Below are 17885 nucleotides of genomic sequence, written 5' to 3' on the forward strand. Positions count from 1 at the left end.
GTAAACTCTAAAAGCTAGGAGGTAGTCTCTATGCCACCAGGTCTAATTAATCCTTATATTACTGGCACCGCAATCAATGACAGGAACAAGTTTTTTGGGCGGGATGACTTGTTTAGGTTCATTGAAGATAATTTAGTTCAAGGCACATCTGTAATTCTCCTACATGGTCAGCGACGGATAGGTAAATCTTCTTTGCTAGCTCAAATTCCTAACTTTTTGAGTCATCTGAGCCAACATGTTTTCATTCCACTTTCCTTAGAAGGTCAAAGTCAGGGTTTGCTAGCAGATATTTTACATCACCTAGCAACAGGTATAGTAACACGCCTGAATTTGTCTGAAGACGAAGTGACAATCCCTTCTAGAGAGAGACTCAAATTAGATCCTACAGTCTTCAGTGTCGATTTTTTTATTCAGCTTTACGAAGTTTTAGGCGATCGCAAACCAGTTCTATTATTAGATGAATTTGATACAGTTAGCGATCGCCCCGATCAAACAACCACTGAGCAATTTTTTCGCCATCTCCAGTCAATGATTACCAATCAGCCAGCAAGATTTTGTCTGATACCAGTTGTTGGCCGGCGGTTGGAAGATGTGAAAATCCTAGTCAGCTTGTTTCGTGAAGCACCCCGCAAGGAAGTTGGTTTGCTAGATGAAACTCATACCACACAGCTAATTATCAAACCATCTGAAGGCATTTTAGAATATGAGCCATCAGCGATCGCCGCAATTTGGCAACTCTGTGCTGGACACCCCTATTTTATCCAGATCCTATGTAGTGTTTTGTTTGACAAAGCCAGAGATAAAAAAGACGATGAAGTCGAAGACTGGCAAAAAATTACTGAAGAAGATGTCAAAAAGAATATTAATGAAGCCATTGAAAGAGCCGACAACGGTTTAGCATGGTTTCGTCAAGGATTACCCATCGCCGAACGAGTAGTTTTTGCAGCGATCGCCGAAATGCAAGAACGTTCTCGCCCCGATCCTTGGAAACTGCTCACAGATAACGGTGTGGTTTTGACCGAAGAGCTATATGAGGCATTGGAAACTCTGAAAACAGGCAGTTTTATTAGAGAAAGAGAGCTTTCCGAATTATCCCGCGATCGGCCTTATTCTCATGAAATTATAGTGGAAATAGTGCGTCGCTGGTTTATTAGAAGGCACTCTCTACGTGCAGAAATTTTGGAATTAGATCGGCTGCATTCAGAAGAAATTAGCCCTTTGTATCAACAAGCAAAGGAGTTACAGGAACAAGGGGATGTAATTGAGGCAATTCCAAAATATCAGGAAATTTTACAAATAAATCCTAATCACTTTCAAGCTTTATTAGGAATGGCATCTGCTTGTTTAGAAGACGAGCAATTTAGCCAAGCCGTTGAACTTTATACCAGAATTTGCAAAGTAGATAATCTCAGTTTGCGTTACAGAGAAGCATTTGTAAAATCCCTCTTGGGTAATGGGCGCGATTTCATGCAAACAGGTAATTTAGTTCAAGCAAAAACCCAATTTTTAACAGCTCTAGAACTAGAACCAGAAAATAGGCGCACACAGCAACGACTCACGGAAGTAGAAGCTCAATTAGAACAAGAACAACAACAAATTAAGCTAAGTTTACAAACATTACGTAATCCTTTTTTTGTTGGCGCTCCCGTTCCACCAGCATCTTTTGTTGGGCGACAATCTATAATTGCAGCAGCATTCGATCAAATTTACAATCGTTCTCATCTTGCTATTTGGGGTAATACAGGTATAGGAAAATCTTCGTTGCTGCAATTATTAGCTTCTTCTCAAGCTTGGCAACAATATGGACTTGACCGCGAACAAGCGATTATTGTTACTCTTAATTGTGCTGATTTTGTTCGTTTTACACCTGATGCTTTTTGGAGAGAAATCTTCAGCCTTCTTCAACAAGAGATTGGCGAGGATGAATCTTTAAATAAATATATTGAGCAAATATTGCATTCAACATCTATAGTCAACAATGATGATATTCGCTTTATTCTAAAAAAAATCAGACAACAACGCAAGTTTATTTTATTTTTGTTAGATGATTATGATAATGCTCTCTATCCTAATGACAACTATACTGAAGATGAAATGGGGAGCTTCCTATCCGATTTTCGCAGTATTGCTGTTCATAGTAAAGAAAGAGCTAATCTTTCAATTGTTGTAACTTCTAAAAAACGCCTAAATGAACTTCTTCCACGCCTGAATTCTAACCAATCACCCTGGTATAACCACTATCTATTCCAGCCAATAGGACTTTTCAATGAGCAAGAAATAAGTGAATTCCTTGGTCGTATGCCTGCTGAGTTGAAGCTAACGGCAGAGTTGAGACAAGTGATTCAAGAAGTATCTGGAGGATATCCAGTGCTACTCCAAAATGCTTGCTATTTAGTTTACAATTTTTGGCGTAGTGGTCAGAATTTAACTATTGAAAACTTTACAGGCGAGTTTCTTGAAGCTACTAAACACATCTTTCAAGATTGGTGGTTATCTTGCAATCAAGCAGAACAAAGCTTATTAATTTTTATCGCTCTATCTCATTTACAAAGTCGTCTCAAACAACGGCAATATGAATTGATTGATATAGAACTAATTCTCACTCAAAATGAGCGTCATCTCATTAACTTACGAGAGATGGGCTTAATTAAATATACTGCACAACTAGAAACAACTGATTACCAATTCACTTCATCAATGATGGAATTTTGGCTATTAAGGGAAATTGAAACCAGTGATGAAGAAAAACTTAGACAACAGCATCAATTTGCCCTAAAGTTAATGACCCAACCGCAAGCAGAACGAATACAGTTTATTATCCAAAGATTATGGCATTCTAAGGATGCATCGACATCAGTTATTGATTGGTTGAGTACATTAGCTCCCGCTACAGGCTTTGGAATGCGATGATTGCCATATAAATATGAATTTGTGTCACGCAGAGGCGCAGAGAAGAAGTCTTTTGTAGAGAGGGCAATTTATCGCGTCTCCTGCTTTTGTTCAAGTTCACTCAAGTGGACTTGAATTCTTGTTCAGTCTTCTTTAGAAGACTTTAACTAGTAGCCCCAGAATTAATTCTGAGGCGGTTTTTGGAACTCGTGCAAGATATTTTGGTTAGAGGATGTTTTAAAAGTTCTTTGGTTGGTAGCAAAACGTTTTAGATCACCCTAAATCCCCCGCTAAATTAGGGGACTTTGATTCCAGTTCCCCCCTTTTTTAAGGGGGGTTAGGGGGGATCAACAAGTGCCTAAGATTACAGCCAACCACTTTTAAACATCCTCTTAGATCAAACCCACATTCCGCATGAGAAAAAAACATGTTTATTCATTTGAAAATTGGTGTAATCACCATACATTTTGGGCATCATAATCCCAAGCAGAATACATGAGCTAGTAGCCAGAAAATTCTTTGGCAATTAGTTTTTCATTTATATAGCAGATTTAAAAGAAGGTGAAGTAGACAAGCGAAGTCTGGTGGCCAGATATAAAGCCTGTTTTACTTCCCAATTCTCAATTCTGACTCCTGAATTCTGCTGTATACAACTACAGTATCGACTGATGGCAGATTGTTTTAGACCTTATCTATTGATTTTTCAATATAGTTTGTACACTAAATTTATTTTGCGATACCTACAGATTCAATTGGGACTTATCTATAGCGTAGGTATTTGGACATTCTCAGAAGCGAAGTTACAAGCCGCCCAAATACATCAGAACACGAAACCAACTTTAGAATTGACCGAGCTAGTCACTAAAGTAAATCCTGAATCAGCAAAGCAATACTCAGAACCGAGAATGCTAGCTTTTGAGAACTCTGAAAATCGGCTCTCAACCATCAAAAATTCCCTAGCTGATGGTTTTGACAACGCCGAGGGCAAAAAAAACTTTGATAATTTAGAACTCTCAAAACCGTTTCCCTATGGATTTTTGATTGCAGCACCCGAAAACTTCAATCCAAATCTGGAATTACCCCCACCAACGCCACCAACACTACCAACGCCACCCAAACCACCAAAACCGCCAACGCCACCAAAACCACCAGAGAATTCTAGTCCACCACAAACTTCCACCGAACCCAGAAAACCGGATGTAGTGTTGGAAAGTATTGATACAGACTATCGCTATAACGCAGACAACTTTGGGCAAACCAATTTATTCATTGAACCAACAATTCAGTTTCGATTAAGAAATGGCAATAAAATATTTCTCAAGACAGGTTTTAACTTCTTTGAACAACGCGGTCTTGAATCAGTTACTAATATTCCTTTGCAAGTTGGATGGCAGGGAAAAATTGGGGAAGTAATGTTGCAAACAGCAGCTGGAGTCGATATATTTAATCGTTTACCTACAGCTATTAATCTCAATGCTAAGGTGGATGTTACTATTTCGCCGCCGCAAACTTCGTCATCCGGTCGATTGCAATCGGCAGTAGTGCTATCAGGTAATTTAGAACAAGGGCCTTATAAATCCAATGTCCGAACTTTAGAAAATCAAATTACTGCTTGGCGATTTGGGCCTGATTTATATTGGCAAATTGACCAGAACACCAGCTTGTTTTCTTCATTGCGTTTAGGTAACTACAACGATGGTAATTCTGATGTGCAGACTTTTAGTAGGCTAGAGCGTAAATTCGGACAGTTTTCTCTGGCAGCTAACTTATTTAGTTGGAGTTACGCTCACGATTTAGAACGCACAAGTGGCTATTTTTCACCACCAGATTTTCTAGTTTACAATGCCGAGGTGGCTTGGGAAGGAGATATTATTACTAATTTCTTACGCTGTCGCCTCTCTGCCAACTTAGGACGGCAAAGACTTAAAGGAGAAGTCGATAACGCCAATGCCTATCAAACAAGCTGTACGGTAAAGCTGTCACCGAATGTTGAAGCAGACTTGGGCTATACCCTTAGTAATCTCCGCAATCATAATACAGGGGAAACGACTGACGGTGGTAATTCTTTCGCAGGACAGTTGCGTGTCAAATTTTAAGAAAACGGAATTCAGGAGTCAGAATTCAGCATGAATATAAAATCAAGCGTGCTATAGATTTTGGATTTTTTGATTTTCTTCAAAATATAAAACTTAAGTATCAAAGTTTTCTGACTCCTAACTCCTGAATTCTCAATTCTGAATTCTATTTTCTGAAAATCTCAAATGCTATCAGCATGAAAGCACCACTACCTGACAACGAAACACAGCGAATCGAGTCTCTTTTGCAGTACAAAATTCTCGATACTCCTTCCGAAGCTGCTTTTGACGACCTCACTCGTCTAGCCTCATATATTTGTGGAACTCCCATTGCCTTAATCAGTTTAGTCGATCGCGATCGCCAATGGTTCAAGTCAAAAGTTGGTTTGGATGCCCTAGAAACACCTAGAGATGTGGCATTCTGCGCCCATGCGATTCTCCAACCTGAGGTTTTTGTTGTTCCTGATGCCACAGAAGACGAAAGGTTTGCGACAAACCCGCTAGTTAATTTTGCTCCAAACGTGCGGTTTTATGCTGGTATACCGTTGACTAATCCGGAAGGATATGCATTAGGAACACTTTGTGTAGTTGATCATGTACCCAGAAACCTCTCTCCAGAACAAGTTGAAGCATTACGAATTCTCGGACGTCAGGTAATCAAGCAACTAGAAATGCGCCGCACCTTAGCAAGTTTGGTCTTGGCGAGTGATACACGCAAACGGGTACAGAAAGCACGAAAACAATTTTTAAAAAGGATTGCTCAAGGATTTGGGTTGGCGTTGGCAATTTTAGCTCTGATTGGCACGCTCTCATATCAGAGTACAGAAGTATTGATTAGTACAAGTAAAAAATCGATCGATACTCAAGTGACAATCAATAGTTTACAAGAACTTTTGTCTAATATTAAGGACGCTGAAACGGGACAACGGGGATATATACTCACTGGAAACAATGCGTATCTGAAACCATATCAGACAGCACTTGTTAAACTTGCTCCAGAAATTCAGCAGCTAAGAAAATTAACAGCAGACGATCATAAACAAGTGAGTCGAATCGACATCCTTGAACCTCTGATAGTAGTAAAACTGGACGAGTTGAAAAAAACTATAGAATTGCGCCAGGATGAAGGATTGGATGCGGCATTAGAGGTAATCAAAACAGATCGGGGAAATAACTTAATGAGTGATATCCGCAATATCATTCGTGAGATGGAAAACGAGGAGCAACAACAGCTTCAGTACCACTTAAAAATCACAAAAAGTAGTGTCCACAATACGATTGTGATGCAAGCGATCGCTATTTGCTTGAGTTTTCTGATTTTAGCCATAGTCTACTACTTCATTTATCGTGAAGTAAAGGAGCGTAAATTAACAGAAGAGACACTGAATAAAGAACGCAACTTTATCTCAGCAGTTCTTGATACAGCTAGTGCTTTAGTAATAGTTCTGAACGCAGAAGGGCAAATTCTTCGCTTCAATCAAGCTTGTGAGCAAACAACTGGTTATTCATTTGATGAAGTCAGAGGAAGGCATTTCTGGAACCTGTTTCTACTTCCAGAACAGGTAGAGTCGGTGAAAGCGGTTTTTCAGCAGTTACGAACGGATGAAGGACTGAAAAAGTACGAAAGCCATTGGGTAATAAAGGATGGTAGTAGGCGGCTAATTACATGGACTAACACTATTTTGCAAGACTATGAGGGTCGCGTTGAATACATTGTTGCTACAGGTATCGATATCAGCGAGAGCAAACGAGCGGAACAGCATCTGAAAGCACAGTATGTTACAACACGTGTCTTAGCAGAGTCTACTACCATCAACGAAGCTATGCCCCAAGTCATGCAAGGAATCTGCAAGAGTTTGGAATGGGATTTGAGTGAAATTTGGATGGTAAATCATCAAGTAAATGTACTTATTTTATTTGATGCCTGGTATAAAAATTCTTTAGAAATGCAAGAATTTGAAATACTAAGTCAGCGTATCACCTTTGCACCAGGAATTGGACTACCTGGACATGTCTGGGCTAGTGGTGAACCTTTTTGGATTGCTGATGTCGCTAAAGATCGCAATTTCATCCGCTTTAAAATCGCTGCTGAAGCCGAATTGCATGGAGCTTTCGGTTTTCCGATCCGTGGGGGGAAAAAAATTCTTGGTGTGATTACTTGCTTTAGCCATAAAATTCACCAACCTGACCCAGATTTGGCAAAAGTTATGAATTCCATTGGCGAGCAAGTGGGGCAGTTTATTGAGCGCAAACAGGCTGAAGAAGAACTCCAGCGCCAAAATTTGCGATCGCAATTATTTACGGAAATCACCCTGAAGATTCGCCAGTCTTTGCAAATTAAAGAAATTCTCCAAATTACTGTTACAGAAGTCCAAAAAATTCTCCATATCGACCGAGTCTTGATATATCAGCCTTTGGCAGATGGATCTGCAACTACTATTGTCGAAGCAGTAGTTTCTGGTTGGCTGACAATCAAAGAGAAAAAGCTCGCTGATGCTTACTTTCAAGCGGAATATCTCCAACAGTACTATCTACAGCAGTATCGTCAAAAACGGAATTTGAGGCTTGTAGATTTGGATCTAGGTGAAACTCAAAAAAATCATATAGAATTACTCCAACAATTTGGCGTCAAGTCCAATTTAGTTGTGCCTATTCTTGTCAAAGAAGAACTTTGCGGTTTGCTGATTGTTCATCAATGCGGTAGCTCTCGCCAATGGTCTAGCTTTGAAACTCATCTTTTGCGGCAAATAGCCGATCAAGTAGGTATTGCCTTAGCTCAAGCCCAAATGTTAAGCGCAGAAACTCAACAGCGACGAGAACTTGAAGTTGCTCGTCACGAAGCTGAATTAGCTTCTAAAACCAAAAGCGCTTTTTTAGCCAACATGAGCCATGAAATTCGTACCCCAATGAATGCTGTGTTGGGAATGACAGGTTTAATGTTAGACACTCCCCTCAACCCAGAGCAACGGGATTTTATTGAAACAATTCGGATTAGTGGAGATGCTCTATTAAGCTTAATTAACGAAATTTTGGATCTGTCCAAACTTGAAGCTGGGGAGATGGTGTTAGAAACCCTAGATTTTGACTTGTCTACTTGTATCGAAGAAGTTTTAGAATTATTAGCTCCCCCAGCCCATAACAAGGGATTAGAAATTGCAGCCTTGATTTATCCCAACGTCCCCACCTATCTGCAAGGTGATGCTGGTCGTTTGCGGCAAATTTTGATGAATTTGCTCAGCAATGCCATCAAATTTACCAGCAGTGGAGAAGTAGTAGTAAGAGCAGAATTGCGTTCGCAAACTTCTACTACAGCCACCATCAATTTTGCCATCATAGATACCGGTCTTGGCATTACCCCTGAAGACCAATCTAAACTGTTTACGCCATTTACCCAAGTAGATGCTTCCACCACTCGCAAGTATGGCGGTACAGGTTTGGGATTAGCCATCTGCAAGCAACTGGTGAACTTGATGGGAGGAGAAATTGGTGTAGAAAGTCAGTTGGGGCAAGGATCTAAGTTTTGGTTTGAAATAACTTTCGCCAAGCAACTGCACCCTATTTCCTCTGTACACGATAGCAGACTTCTAACTAATCGCCGCTTGTTAGTGGTTGATGATAATGCTACTAATCGCAAAATCATTCAGTATCAAGCTACCCGTTGGGGGATGCTAGTGGATCAGGCTTCTTCCGCTACTATTGCCCTCAAAGCTATTCAGCAAGCTGCCAAGCAAAACAGTTTTTATGACATTGCTGTGATTGATATGCAGATGCCAGAAATAGATGGTATGAGCTTGGGAGAGCAAATTAAGAACAATTCAGCGATCGCTGAGTTACCTTTAATTATGCTGACATCTACCAATCAACGAGATGAAGTGCAACGAGCGCTAAAAATCGGATTTGCTGCTTATTTGGTTAAACCTGTTAAGCCGTCCCGACTTTTTGATACCATCATGACTATTTTAGAAATGCACATAGAACAAGAAGAAGACGCAGGGACACAGGGACAAGGGGACGGGGAAAATCTATCTACCATATTCTCACCGTCTCACACTCTCCACCTCCCCGCGTCTTCTTACCCGACTAACTCGCACTCCCCTAAATTAAGAATTCTCTTAGCCGAGGATAATTTAGTAAACCAGAAAGTAGCTTTAAAGCAACTCCAAAGTCTAGGCTATAGTGCTGATGTTGCAGCTAATGGACAAGAAGTGTTGCAATTAATCGAAAAAATTCCCTATGATATAATTTTAATGGACTGTCAAATGCCAGTTCTTGATGGTTTAGAAACCACAAAACAAATTCATAGTTGGCAACAAAATTACTTTCCTAGTGGTCGTCGTCCTGTGGTAATTGCGATGACAGCTAATGCTATGAAAGAAGACCAACAAATGTGTCTAGATGCAGGTATGGATGACTATTTGAGCAAGCCAGTCATGAAGGACAAATTAGCGGCGGCTCTAGAGCGTTGGGCAATGCTGATATTGCCAAAACAAATAGTTGTGGAACAGGAAATTTCTACAACAGATGTTGGTTTACTTGACCTACCAATTGATTGGGAACGCTTACACGAACTCTCGGAAAACAACCAAGAATTTGAATTAGAACTACTGCAAATATTTGTTGAAGATATTCAACCTCGTTTAGAGATAATAAAAATGGCGATCGCCACTTATGACTTTGAGGAACTAGCACGAGAAGCGCACCAAATTAAAGGTGCTAGTGCCAATATGGGAGTTAAAACCATGCATCTAGCAGCAGAAAAACTAGAGCAACTAGCTCGTGAGCAAGAACGTCGAGGTACTAATAACTTCATTTTAGAGCTAGAACATTTTGTTAAACGCATCCAAGAGTTTTTAGTCATTGGCCATTAGTAATTATTTTCATCATCTTCGTTACGCCTACTCTGCGAGAACGCCAAAAGGCGAATGCGTGAGACAAAAAATAAATATTTATGGTATTACTAATGGGATTTTATGCAAGATGTCTATTAGTCATTTGCAAATGACTAATAACCAATGAAAAATTATAAATTAAAAATTACAAGATATAAATCGTGAACAACTGGGAATAATAAATGTGATGTCCTAAAAGTAGATTCTGAGGTTTTCCTGATGAGTCAGATGAGTAGAGATGATGTACGAGAACGCCTGGGCAATATCGATCAGATCCGCGATATTATTTTGGGAACACAGCTAAGAGAGTACGAAAATCGATTCACCAAGCTGGAGTCAGATATTTCTTTGTTGCAACAACAGATGCGATCGCATGTTGAGCAACTCAAGTCCAACTTTTCGGCTGAACTCAAGACGGGGTTTGAGGCGGTAGAGAAAAAGCTGAAGTCACTCAACATCACAACTCAAGAAGAAACTCTTGATTTACGACAACAAGTCGATCGACTCAATAAAAAGTTTTCTAGCAGTGTTCAGTCCCTTGATGAGACGTTCGATAGCCAAACAACCTCAATTAGAGATGAAATATTTCAAACTAAAGTTCAATTACAAGATGATGTCACTGCGTTACGAGATCTGATTTTAGAAGAAATAGATCGACGCTTTTCCCAGTTAACAGATACTAAAGTTTCTAAAGACGATATGGCTGAAACTTTGTTTGCCTTAGGAATGCGTCTAAAAGAAACAGAATTTATTCCTAAGTTGCGAGAAGCAGCGGATGAACACAGCAATGGCTATACTGGTGTACCGCTTCTAGAAACTACAAAGTTATCAAAAGTGTTAACTCAGTCCAACAGTACAGCAGAATTACATTCCTAATTACACCAGAAAATGAGGGAGATAAGGCAGATAATTCTTAATTTATAACTCATAACCCATCACTCAGCACTCACTCAGGACTTTTACAGACGAGACTTACTGATATGACTCAGGTGGAAAATTCGATTTATGAATCTGTTAATTTGAAGCAAGAAAAAGCTGTAGTAATTGACAATTTATTAGAGTTGCTTGTCGAACTGAAAATTATCGACTCACCTGAGCAATCTTTTTCTTCATTACCATTAGAAATTAATAATAATAACGAGTATATTACAGAAAAAATTGAATTATTGCAACTTCCTCCGGTTTCAGTGGATGTATGTGAAGCCTATTTAGAGTCTAATTTTAATTCTCTTTCAAATCTACCTAATTCATCGCAAATTTCTGAAGAAGAGTTAGAAAACTCTATTGAACCATTTGTAGATTTTGAGGAAATTGAAGAGAAAACAGAGGATGGATTGCAAAAATTAAAGGAAATATTAATAGGCTATGAATTAGCAGAAGTAAATAATTTTATCAATCAAGTCCAAGAAAAACTAACGAAATTGGAGCATCAAATTTACGATCCAAAAGAGCTAATAAATCTACTCTTACCATCGATTTCTGAGCTTTTAAAGCTGAAGATTGCTGAGTCAAAAGAGGAAATTGTAGAGATAATTACTCCTATTATAGAGCAGACTATCCGCAGTAGCACTCAACAAGATAGAACTAGTATGAGTGAGGCGATCGCACCTGCTATTCCTCTAGCTATTTACCAGCAGGTTATTGTGGCTCCACAGGAAGTTTCAGATGCGATCGCACCTGCAATGGGACGAGCAATTAAGAAGCAAATTGAAATTGAACAAAATATTGTTGTCGATGCACTCTACCCAATTATTGGCAGTACTATAGCCAAATACATGTCAGAGACAATCCGTGCTATTAACCAACAAGTTGAAGAAACCCTCAGCGTTGAAGGAATAAAACGTAAAATTCGTGCCAAATTACAGGGAGTTTCTGAAGCAGAATTAATCCTTAAAGAAGCTCTCCCATTTGCAGTTCAAGCCATTTTCTTGATTCATAAAACATCTGGTTTAATTATCTCAGATATTCAGCGCTCTGATGCACGGCAACTTGAAGCCGAAATGGTCGGAGGAATGCTAACTGCAATTCGTAGTTTTGCCAATGATTGCATCAATCAATCTGGAAGCGTCACAGAATTAGATGCAATTGAATACGGTACATCCAAAATAATTTTAGAAGTTGCCGGATACTGTTATTTAGCTCTGGTGATTCAAGGAAATCTAACTAAAAAATTTGTCGAAAAAATGCGGCAAAATTTCAGCAAGATTATTAAAAAACATGGTAACTCAATTGAGCAATTTGACGGCGATTTAGATACAATACCGAGTGAAGTTCACACACTTATTCAAGAATTGCAAGAGATAAATACTCAGCCAGAAAATCAAAGAAAATCATTCTCACCATTACTATTATTAGCGTTAACATTTATCAGCGGTATTTTCATTCCTTGGGTATTTTGGCAATACCATAGTGGAGTGATACGTTCCGTTGAAAATCAAACTTCGTTAGCTCTAACTTCTCTTCCAGAATTAGCTGTATATCGGCTCACAGTAAAGGTAGAAGATAATAAATTAAAATTAACAGGACGATTACCTAATCAGGTTCTTCGCCAGAAAGCCGAACAAATTGTCAAACTAACATCCCCTAATTGGTTGATTGATAATCAAATTTTGTTAGTCGAAATCCCAGCAGATCCTGTATTAGCCGCTGCTGAAGTCAAACGAGTCACAGCAGTTTTAAATCAAACGGAAGGTACAGCTATTTTTAGTCAGTATATCGGAGGTAAAGTAAATGTCGAAGGAACTATTGACCGGATTGCAGATGCTCAGATTATTACTCATGCATTTGAGCAAATTCCAGGCGTAAAATTCGTATCTAGCGCAGTGCAAGTACAACCCCTACGGATTGAAGTTAGATTTTACTTTGAACCGGACTCAGCTAGTTTGGTGAAGGCAGATTTAAAACATAAAGTTCAACAGGTAAAGCTTTTTCTCAATCAGCACCCAAATAAATATTTAAAAATTATTGGTTATAGTTATGACCATACTAATGAAAATACATCTCAAAAATTGGCACTTACGCGAGCAAAAGCTGTACAACAAGCATTGATTAAATTAGGTATCGAACCATCTCGTCTACAAGTCATTGGCAGAACAAATTTACCATCAGGAATCGATCCAACTCAGCCTTTATGGTTAAGTCGCTGTGTCGTCGTAGAACCAGTAAACAAGCAATTTTAAATTTAAAATAAATTTTCCAAAAATATGTCTACAATCTCTAAAAAAATATGTTTATTTGGTGATTTTGGTGTTGGCAAGACTAGTCTAATTCGCCAATTTGTTGAGTCTCAATTTAGTGATGAATATCTTTCAACTGTAGGAGTAAAAATTTCTCGTAAATTAATTAGCTTTTCTAAAAAAGACCTGTATTTCGAGAAAGATTTACAGCTTTTAATTTGGGATATTGAAGGTAGTAATAAGTTTAAGACAGTTGCTCCAAATTATTTTCAAGGCTCTAAAGGTGCTGTGATTGTTGGTGATGTCACACAACCAGAAACCCTCAATCATCTCCAAGAGCATATTCAAACTTTTTTAGCTGTTAATCCTAAAAGCTATATTGTGGTTGCACTGAATAAATCAGATATGATTGCATCAGAATATTTAGAAAAGATCCGTCAAAAATATCAATTCAGCAATCAAATTAATATATTAGACACCTATATAACTTCAGCAAAAACGGGTAATAATGTTGATGAAATGTTTCAAACTTTAGCCACTCATTTAATATAACAAAATGAACTCATTGTTGACAAATGTATTATCTGTATATCGAATTGAATATTTGATAATTGATGAAAACTTTAAGATTATTGAAGTTTCTTTAGGACTCAATTATTTTTCCCACATTTACGATGAACTCAAAACAGGTGAAGATGTGCGGATTGTGTTTCCAGAATTAGAGGGACTTGAAGATATTTTTGACGGCATTCAACAGGGAAAGCAAAATAATTTTGAACTAAAAGGAATTAGGCGATCGCCAGATACAGCTTCTCCTTTTTATATTGATATTTGTATTACTAAAAATATCGAAGAAGACAATTATAGTAATTCCTTAATTATTCTTCTGCAAGATGTAACAGAAAGAATGGTTCTTGAGCAATCTTTATTTCAAGGTGCAAATGAAGCAAATCTATTATTACGTAATTTGAAGGCTTCTAAACAATACATTGACCAAATTATAACATCAATGCCAGATGCTTTGTTGGTAACAACACTATCTGGAAATATAAAAAAAATAAATCCAGCGGCACAAGTTTTGTTGGAATATGATGAATCAGAACTCATCGGTCAGCCTATCACTAAAATTCTCAGAGAAATACATAAATATAAGTTACAAAATATAAATATTGAAACTATTAATATATCCCAAAAACCAGATATAAATCATTTAGTAAAAGAGGTAGAAACTGTTTGTTATACAAAAACTGGTAAAACCATTCCTGTAGGTTTTTCATACTCAATCATTCAGACAGAAATTGAACATTTCCAAGGTTATGTTTATATTTTACGAGACATGACTGAGCGAAAGCAAGCAGAACTGGCTAAACAGGAATTCTTAGCAATGATTAGCCATGAAGTTAGGACTCCGATTGCTTCGGTAACTGGGATGGCGAGTTTGTTACTATATACTCAATTGACTCCCGAACAGCAAGATTTTGTTGAGATCATTTACACCAGTGGAAATTCCTTACTCAAAATTATTAACGATTTCCTTGATTTCTCTAAAATACAATCGGGTAATTTGGAACTAGAACAGGAACCTTTTGCTTTGCGAAGTTGTATTAATGAGGCTCTTTATATGCTTGCGCCTACAGCTAGAGAAAAAGGTTTAAAACTTAAATTTTTAGATACTCCTAAACTCCCGACGACGATTGTGGGGGATATCACTCGACTGCGCCAAGTAATAATTAATTTACTCAGTAATGCTATTAAATTTACTAAAACTGGAAGTATAGAAATTTCAGTGATAACTCGTAAAAATAGCGATATTAATCATTCTTCTGCTGCAAACACTTACGAAATTGAGTTTAGTGTTAAAGATACAGGTATTGGAATTCCACGCGATCGCCTTGAACGTTTATTTAAGGCTTTCAGTCAAGTTGACTCCTCTATTACTCGCCAGTATGGCGGTACTGGGTTAGGTCTTGCTATTTGCAAGCAACTCTGTGAGTTAATGGGTGGCAGAATTTGGGTGGAAAGTGAGCTTAATGCAGGGAGTACATTTTACTTCACGATTATCGCTTGTGTGATTCCAGAGGAGCGAGAAAAAGTAGAGGAGGCAGGGAGGCTGAAAGTGGGAGACGCAAACAATCTATCTAATACATTCTCTGTGTCCCCCCATCCCAATGTCCCCCCATCTTCTTCCCCGCTTCCTGATTCTCCTAAATTAAGAATACTCTTAACTGAAGATAATCTAGTTAATCAAAAAATTGCTTTGAAACAACTAAAAAGCTTAGGCTACAGCGCAGATATTGCTAATAATGGGAAAGAAGCCTTGGAGATATTGGCAAAAATTCCTTATGATTTAATTCTGATGGATTGCCAAATGCCAATTCTTGATGGTTTAGAAACTACAAAAGAAATTCATCGTTGGCAAGAAAACAGCTTTGCTAGCGGTCGTCGTCCTGTGGTTATTGCCATGACAGCTAATGCTATGAGACAAGACAAACAAATGTGTCTAGATGCAGGTATGGATGACTATTTGAGCAAGCCAGTATTAAAAGAAGATTTGGCCGCAGTGCTAGAGCATTGGGCAAGTATAATTTTCCGGGAAAAACAAATAGATATTGGCTTCATTGACTTACCAATTGATTGGGAACGCTTGCATCAACTCTCAGAAAATAATCCAGAATTTGAATTAGAACTACTGCAAATATTTGTTGACGATATTCAACCTCGTCTAGAAGTAATTAAAATAGCGATCGCCACTTATGACTTTGACCAACTAGCACGAGAAGCTCATCAAATTAAAGGTGCTAGTGCCAATATGGGAGTTACAACCATGTATATGGCGGCAGAAAAACTAGAACAATTAGTTCACAACCAAGAGCGTCAAATTACTACTAGCTTAATCTCAGAGTTAGAAGAGTTTGTGAAACGTATCCAAGAATTTTTAGTCATTAGTCATTAGTCATTAGTCATTAGCAAAGGAAAAAGTGTGCAATTGTTGAAAAATCTTGGCAAATATTGAGTATTGCCCGATGAATCACTTTACTAATTTTTCTGTTGATTGCTAATACTTAGTATAGCAAAATTGAGACAGAGCATTAATAATATTTGCTAATAAATAAACAGTAACGATTGTCTACTGTCCCTTCATAACTCAATTTGTCAGCAATGGCAGACATGATTTTTAAACCACGCCCGCGCTCTTGCTCATTATCCTCAAATTCTGCTGTTTGTCGCAATTGCTTCTCTAAATCAAAGAATTGACCGTGAGACCAAATACGAATTTCTATGTATTCATTTAACCGCACAGCTTCAATTTCAATCGGAGTTTCAGTAGGTAAATTTTTGTGGGCATGTTCAACAATGTTAGTAAAGCCTTCTATCATCAGTATCTGACATTGCCACCAAATTGTTTGATCGGGAAGATTTGGTTGATTCATCTCCTCGAACCAAGACAAAACTTGAGGTGAAGCTGTCAGATCTGTGTTGACTTTTAGATAAATTTTCTTATTCACTTCTTAACCAATAAAATATTTTAAAATCATCATATTCCCTAATCATTTTATTTAATTTGAGTATTTTCACTATACATTAAAAAGAAAATTTAATATAAGTTAAATGAGATAGACTAGTTATATTTTATTCTATTGAATCAAGTAGAAATTATGTTTAAAATTCTGGTTATTGATGACGATCCGACAGTCAGAGCAGTACTCAAAAGTACACTGAAAAAGCAAGGTTATAATATTACTGTAGCCAGCAACGGCGAAGAAGGAATTATACAAGCACAACTGCTACATCCTGCTCTAATTATCTGTGATTGGATGATGTCCCAGGTAGATGGGTTAGAAGTGTGTCGTAGAATTAGGGCAAATCCAGAGTTGGCAACTACTTTTTTTATTCTATTGACTGCTAGGGGAGCAGCTCGAGGAGAAGAAGAAGATAGAGTTAGAGGACTTGATGCTGGAGCAGATGAGTTTATCTCTAAACCAATAGAGATGAATGAATTGAAAGCACGCGTCAGAGCAGGCCTACGTTTACACCACCTGAATCAGGATTTACAAAGTAAAAAGCAAGCTTTAGAGAAACTCAATGGAGATTTGCAAGCCCAAAAGCAAATTTTAGAAGCAGAATTGGCTGAGGCAGCTGATTATGTGCGATCGCTTCTACCCTCACCGCTTGTAGGAGCAGTAACTACAGAAAATTTGTTTATTCCTTCAGCACAGCTAGGGGGTGATTGCTTCGACCATAATTGGATTGACGACGATCGTTTGGCAATTTATCTGTTGGATGTATCAGGACATGGAGTGGGTTCAGCGCTACTATCTGTGTCTGTGCTTAATGTATTGCGATCGCAATCTCTACCAAACACAAACTTTTGTCAACCGAGTGAAGTCCTAAAGGCGCTCAATCATGCCTTCCAAATGCAGAAGCACGGTGATAAATACTTCACAATTTGGTATGGAGTTTATCACCGTGTTAAACGTCAACTCATTTATGCCAACGCCGGACACCCACCAGCTTTACTCTTATCTAGTACATCTACGACAAGCATCGAAGTTCAACAGCTAACTTCTTTAGATCTACCAATTGGCTTTTTACCTGATGTCGAATTTAATGATGCTATTTTTGAAGTCCAAGAAAACACCACCTTATATATCTTTAGTGATGGTGCTTATGAAATTAATCAGCCAGATGGTAATATTTTAGGTATTAATGCTTTCATTGAGTTACTAACCAAATGTAGCGATAAAGATACTTGTAACCTAAATCAACTATTAGCGAATATTCTCACATTAAATTCTCAAGATAATCTTGATGATGACTTATCTTTAGTAAAAGTTAACTTTGGTTAGTATACTCAA

The 17885-nt window shown here is 38.1% G+C and carries 8 protein-coding genes and 2 pseudogenes; 9 read left to right on the top strand and 1 reads right to left on the bottom strand.

Going from position 1 to position 17885, the window contains the following annotated elements; all coding sequences use genetic code 11:
* Positions 1 to 30 precede the first annotated feature (30 nt).
* The 8 genes and pseudogenes from ACFG4S_RS11110 to ACFG4S_RS11145 form a co-directional block, all read left to right on the top strand.
* Positions 31 to 2910 (top strand): AAA family ATPase, encoded by a 2880-nt coding sequence (locus ACFG4S_RS11110; protein WP_392534847.1) that lies wholly within the window; start codon positions 31 to 33, stop codon positions 2908 to 2910.
* Positions 2911 to 3557: 647 nt separating this feature from the next.
* Positions 3558 to 4985: a hypothetical protein gene (locus ACFG4S_RS11115; protein ID WP_392534848.1), complete on the top strand. Its 1428-nt coding sequence runs from the start codon at positions 3558 to 3560 to the stop codon at positions 4983 to 4985.
* Positions 4986 to 5161: 176 nt separating this feature from the next.
* Entirely contained in the window at positions 5162 to 9832 is a 4671-nt protein-coding gene (locus ACFG4S_RS11120) for a response regulator (protein WP_392534849.1), read from the top strand.
* A gap of 240 nt (positions 9833 to 10072) precedes the next feature.
* On the top strand, positions 10073 to 10729 hold the full coding sequence (locus tag ACFG4S_RS11125; RefSeq protein ID WP_392534850.1) for a hypothetical protein: 657 nt from the start codon (positions 10073 to 10075) through the stop codon (positions 10727 to 10729).
* A 104-nt stretch (positions 10730 to 10833) separates the two neighbouring features.
* A complete protein-coding gene (locus ACFG4S_RS11130; RefSeq protein ID WP_392534851.1) occupies positions 10834 to 13032 on the top strand; it encodes an OmpA family protein in 2199 nt (732 codons plus the stop codon).
* Between the two features lie 24 nt (positions 13033 to 13056).
* Positions 13057 to 13581, top strand: coding sequence for a Rab family GTPase (locus ACFG4S_RS11135; protein WP_392534852.1), 525 nt, complete (start codon positions 13057 to 13059; stop codon positions 13579 to 13581).
* A gap of 457 nt (positions 13582 to 14038) precedes the next feature.
* Positions 14039 to 14530: pseudogene (locus ACFG4S_RS11140) on the top strand (PAS domain-containing protein); the annotation flags it as partial.
* A 207-nt stretch (positions 14531 to 14737) separates the two neighbouring features.
* Positions 14738 to 15982: pseudogene (locus tag ACFG4S_RS11145) on the top strand (ATP-binding protein); the annotation flags it as partial.
* 136 nt (positions 15983 to 16118) lie between these two features.
* Here the strand turns inward: ACFG4S_RS11145 and ACFG4S_RS11150 are convergent.
* A complete protein-coding gene (locus tag ACFG4S_RS11150) occupies positions 16119 to 16535 on the bottom strand; it encodes an ATP-binding protein (protein WP_392534853.1) in 417 nt (138 codons plus the stop codon).
* A 150-nt stretch (positions 16536 to 16685) separates the two neighbouring features.
* Between ACFG4S_RS11150 and ACFG4S_RS11155 the strand changes: the two genes are divergently transcribed.
* A complete protein-coding gene (locus tag ACFG4S_RS11155; protein WP_392534854.1) occupies positions 16686 to 17876 on the top strand; it encodes a PP2C family protein-serine/threonine phosphatase in 1191 nt (396 codons plus the stop codon).
* The last annotated feature ends 9 nt before the right edge of the window (positions 17877 to 17885 follow it).

The sequence above is a fragment of the Nostoc sp. C117 genome (assembly GCF_043099735.1).
In the GTDB taxonomy this organism is placed as follows: domain Bacteria; phylum Cyanobacteriota; class Cyanobacteriia; order Cyanobacteriales; family Nostocaceae; genus Nostoc.

What these genes read in the sequence shown, in the direction of transcription:
- ACFG4S_RS11155 (WP_392534854.1), top strand. Translation starts at nt 16,686, where the DNA reads ATGTTTAAAATTCTGGTTATTGATGACGATCCGACAGTCAGAGCAGTA.
- ACFG4S_RS11125 (WP_392534850.1), top strand. Translation starts at nt 10,073, where the DNA reads ATGAGTCAGATGAGTAGAGATGATGTACGAGAACGCCTGGGCAATATC.
- ACFG4S_RS11135 (WP_392534852.1), top strand. Translation starts at nt 13,057, where the DNA reads ATGTCTACAATCTCTAAAAAAATATGTTTATTTGGTGATTTTGGTGTT.
- ACFG4S_RS11130 (WP_392534851.1), top strand. Translation starts at nt 10,834, where the DNA reads ATGACTCAGGTGGAAAATTCGATTTATGAATCTGTTAATTTGAAGCAA.
- ACFG4S_RS11110 (WP_392534847.1), top strand. Translation starts at nt 31, where the DNA reads ATGCCACCAGGTCTAATTAATCCTTATATTACTGGCACCGCAATCAAT.
- ACFG4S_RS11120 (WP_392534849.1), top strand. Translation starts at nt 5,162, where the DNA reads ATGAAAGCACCACTACCTGACAACGAAACACAGCGAATCGAGTCTCTT.
- ACFG4S_RS11115 (WP_392534848.1), top strand. Translation starts at nt 3,558, where the DNA reads ATGGCAGATTGTTTTAGACCTTATCTATTGATTTTTCAATATAGTTTG.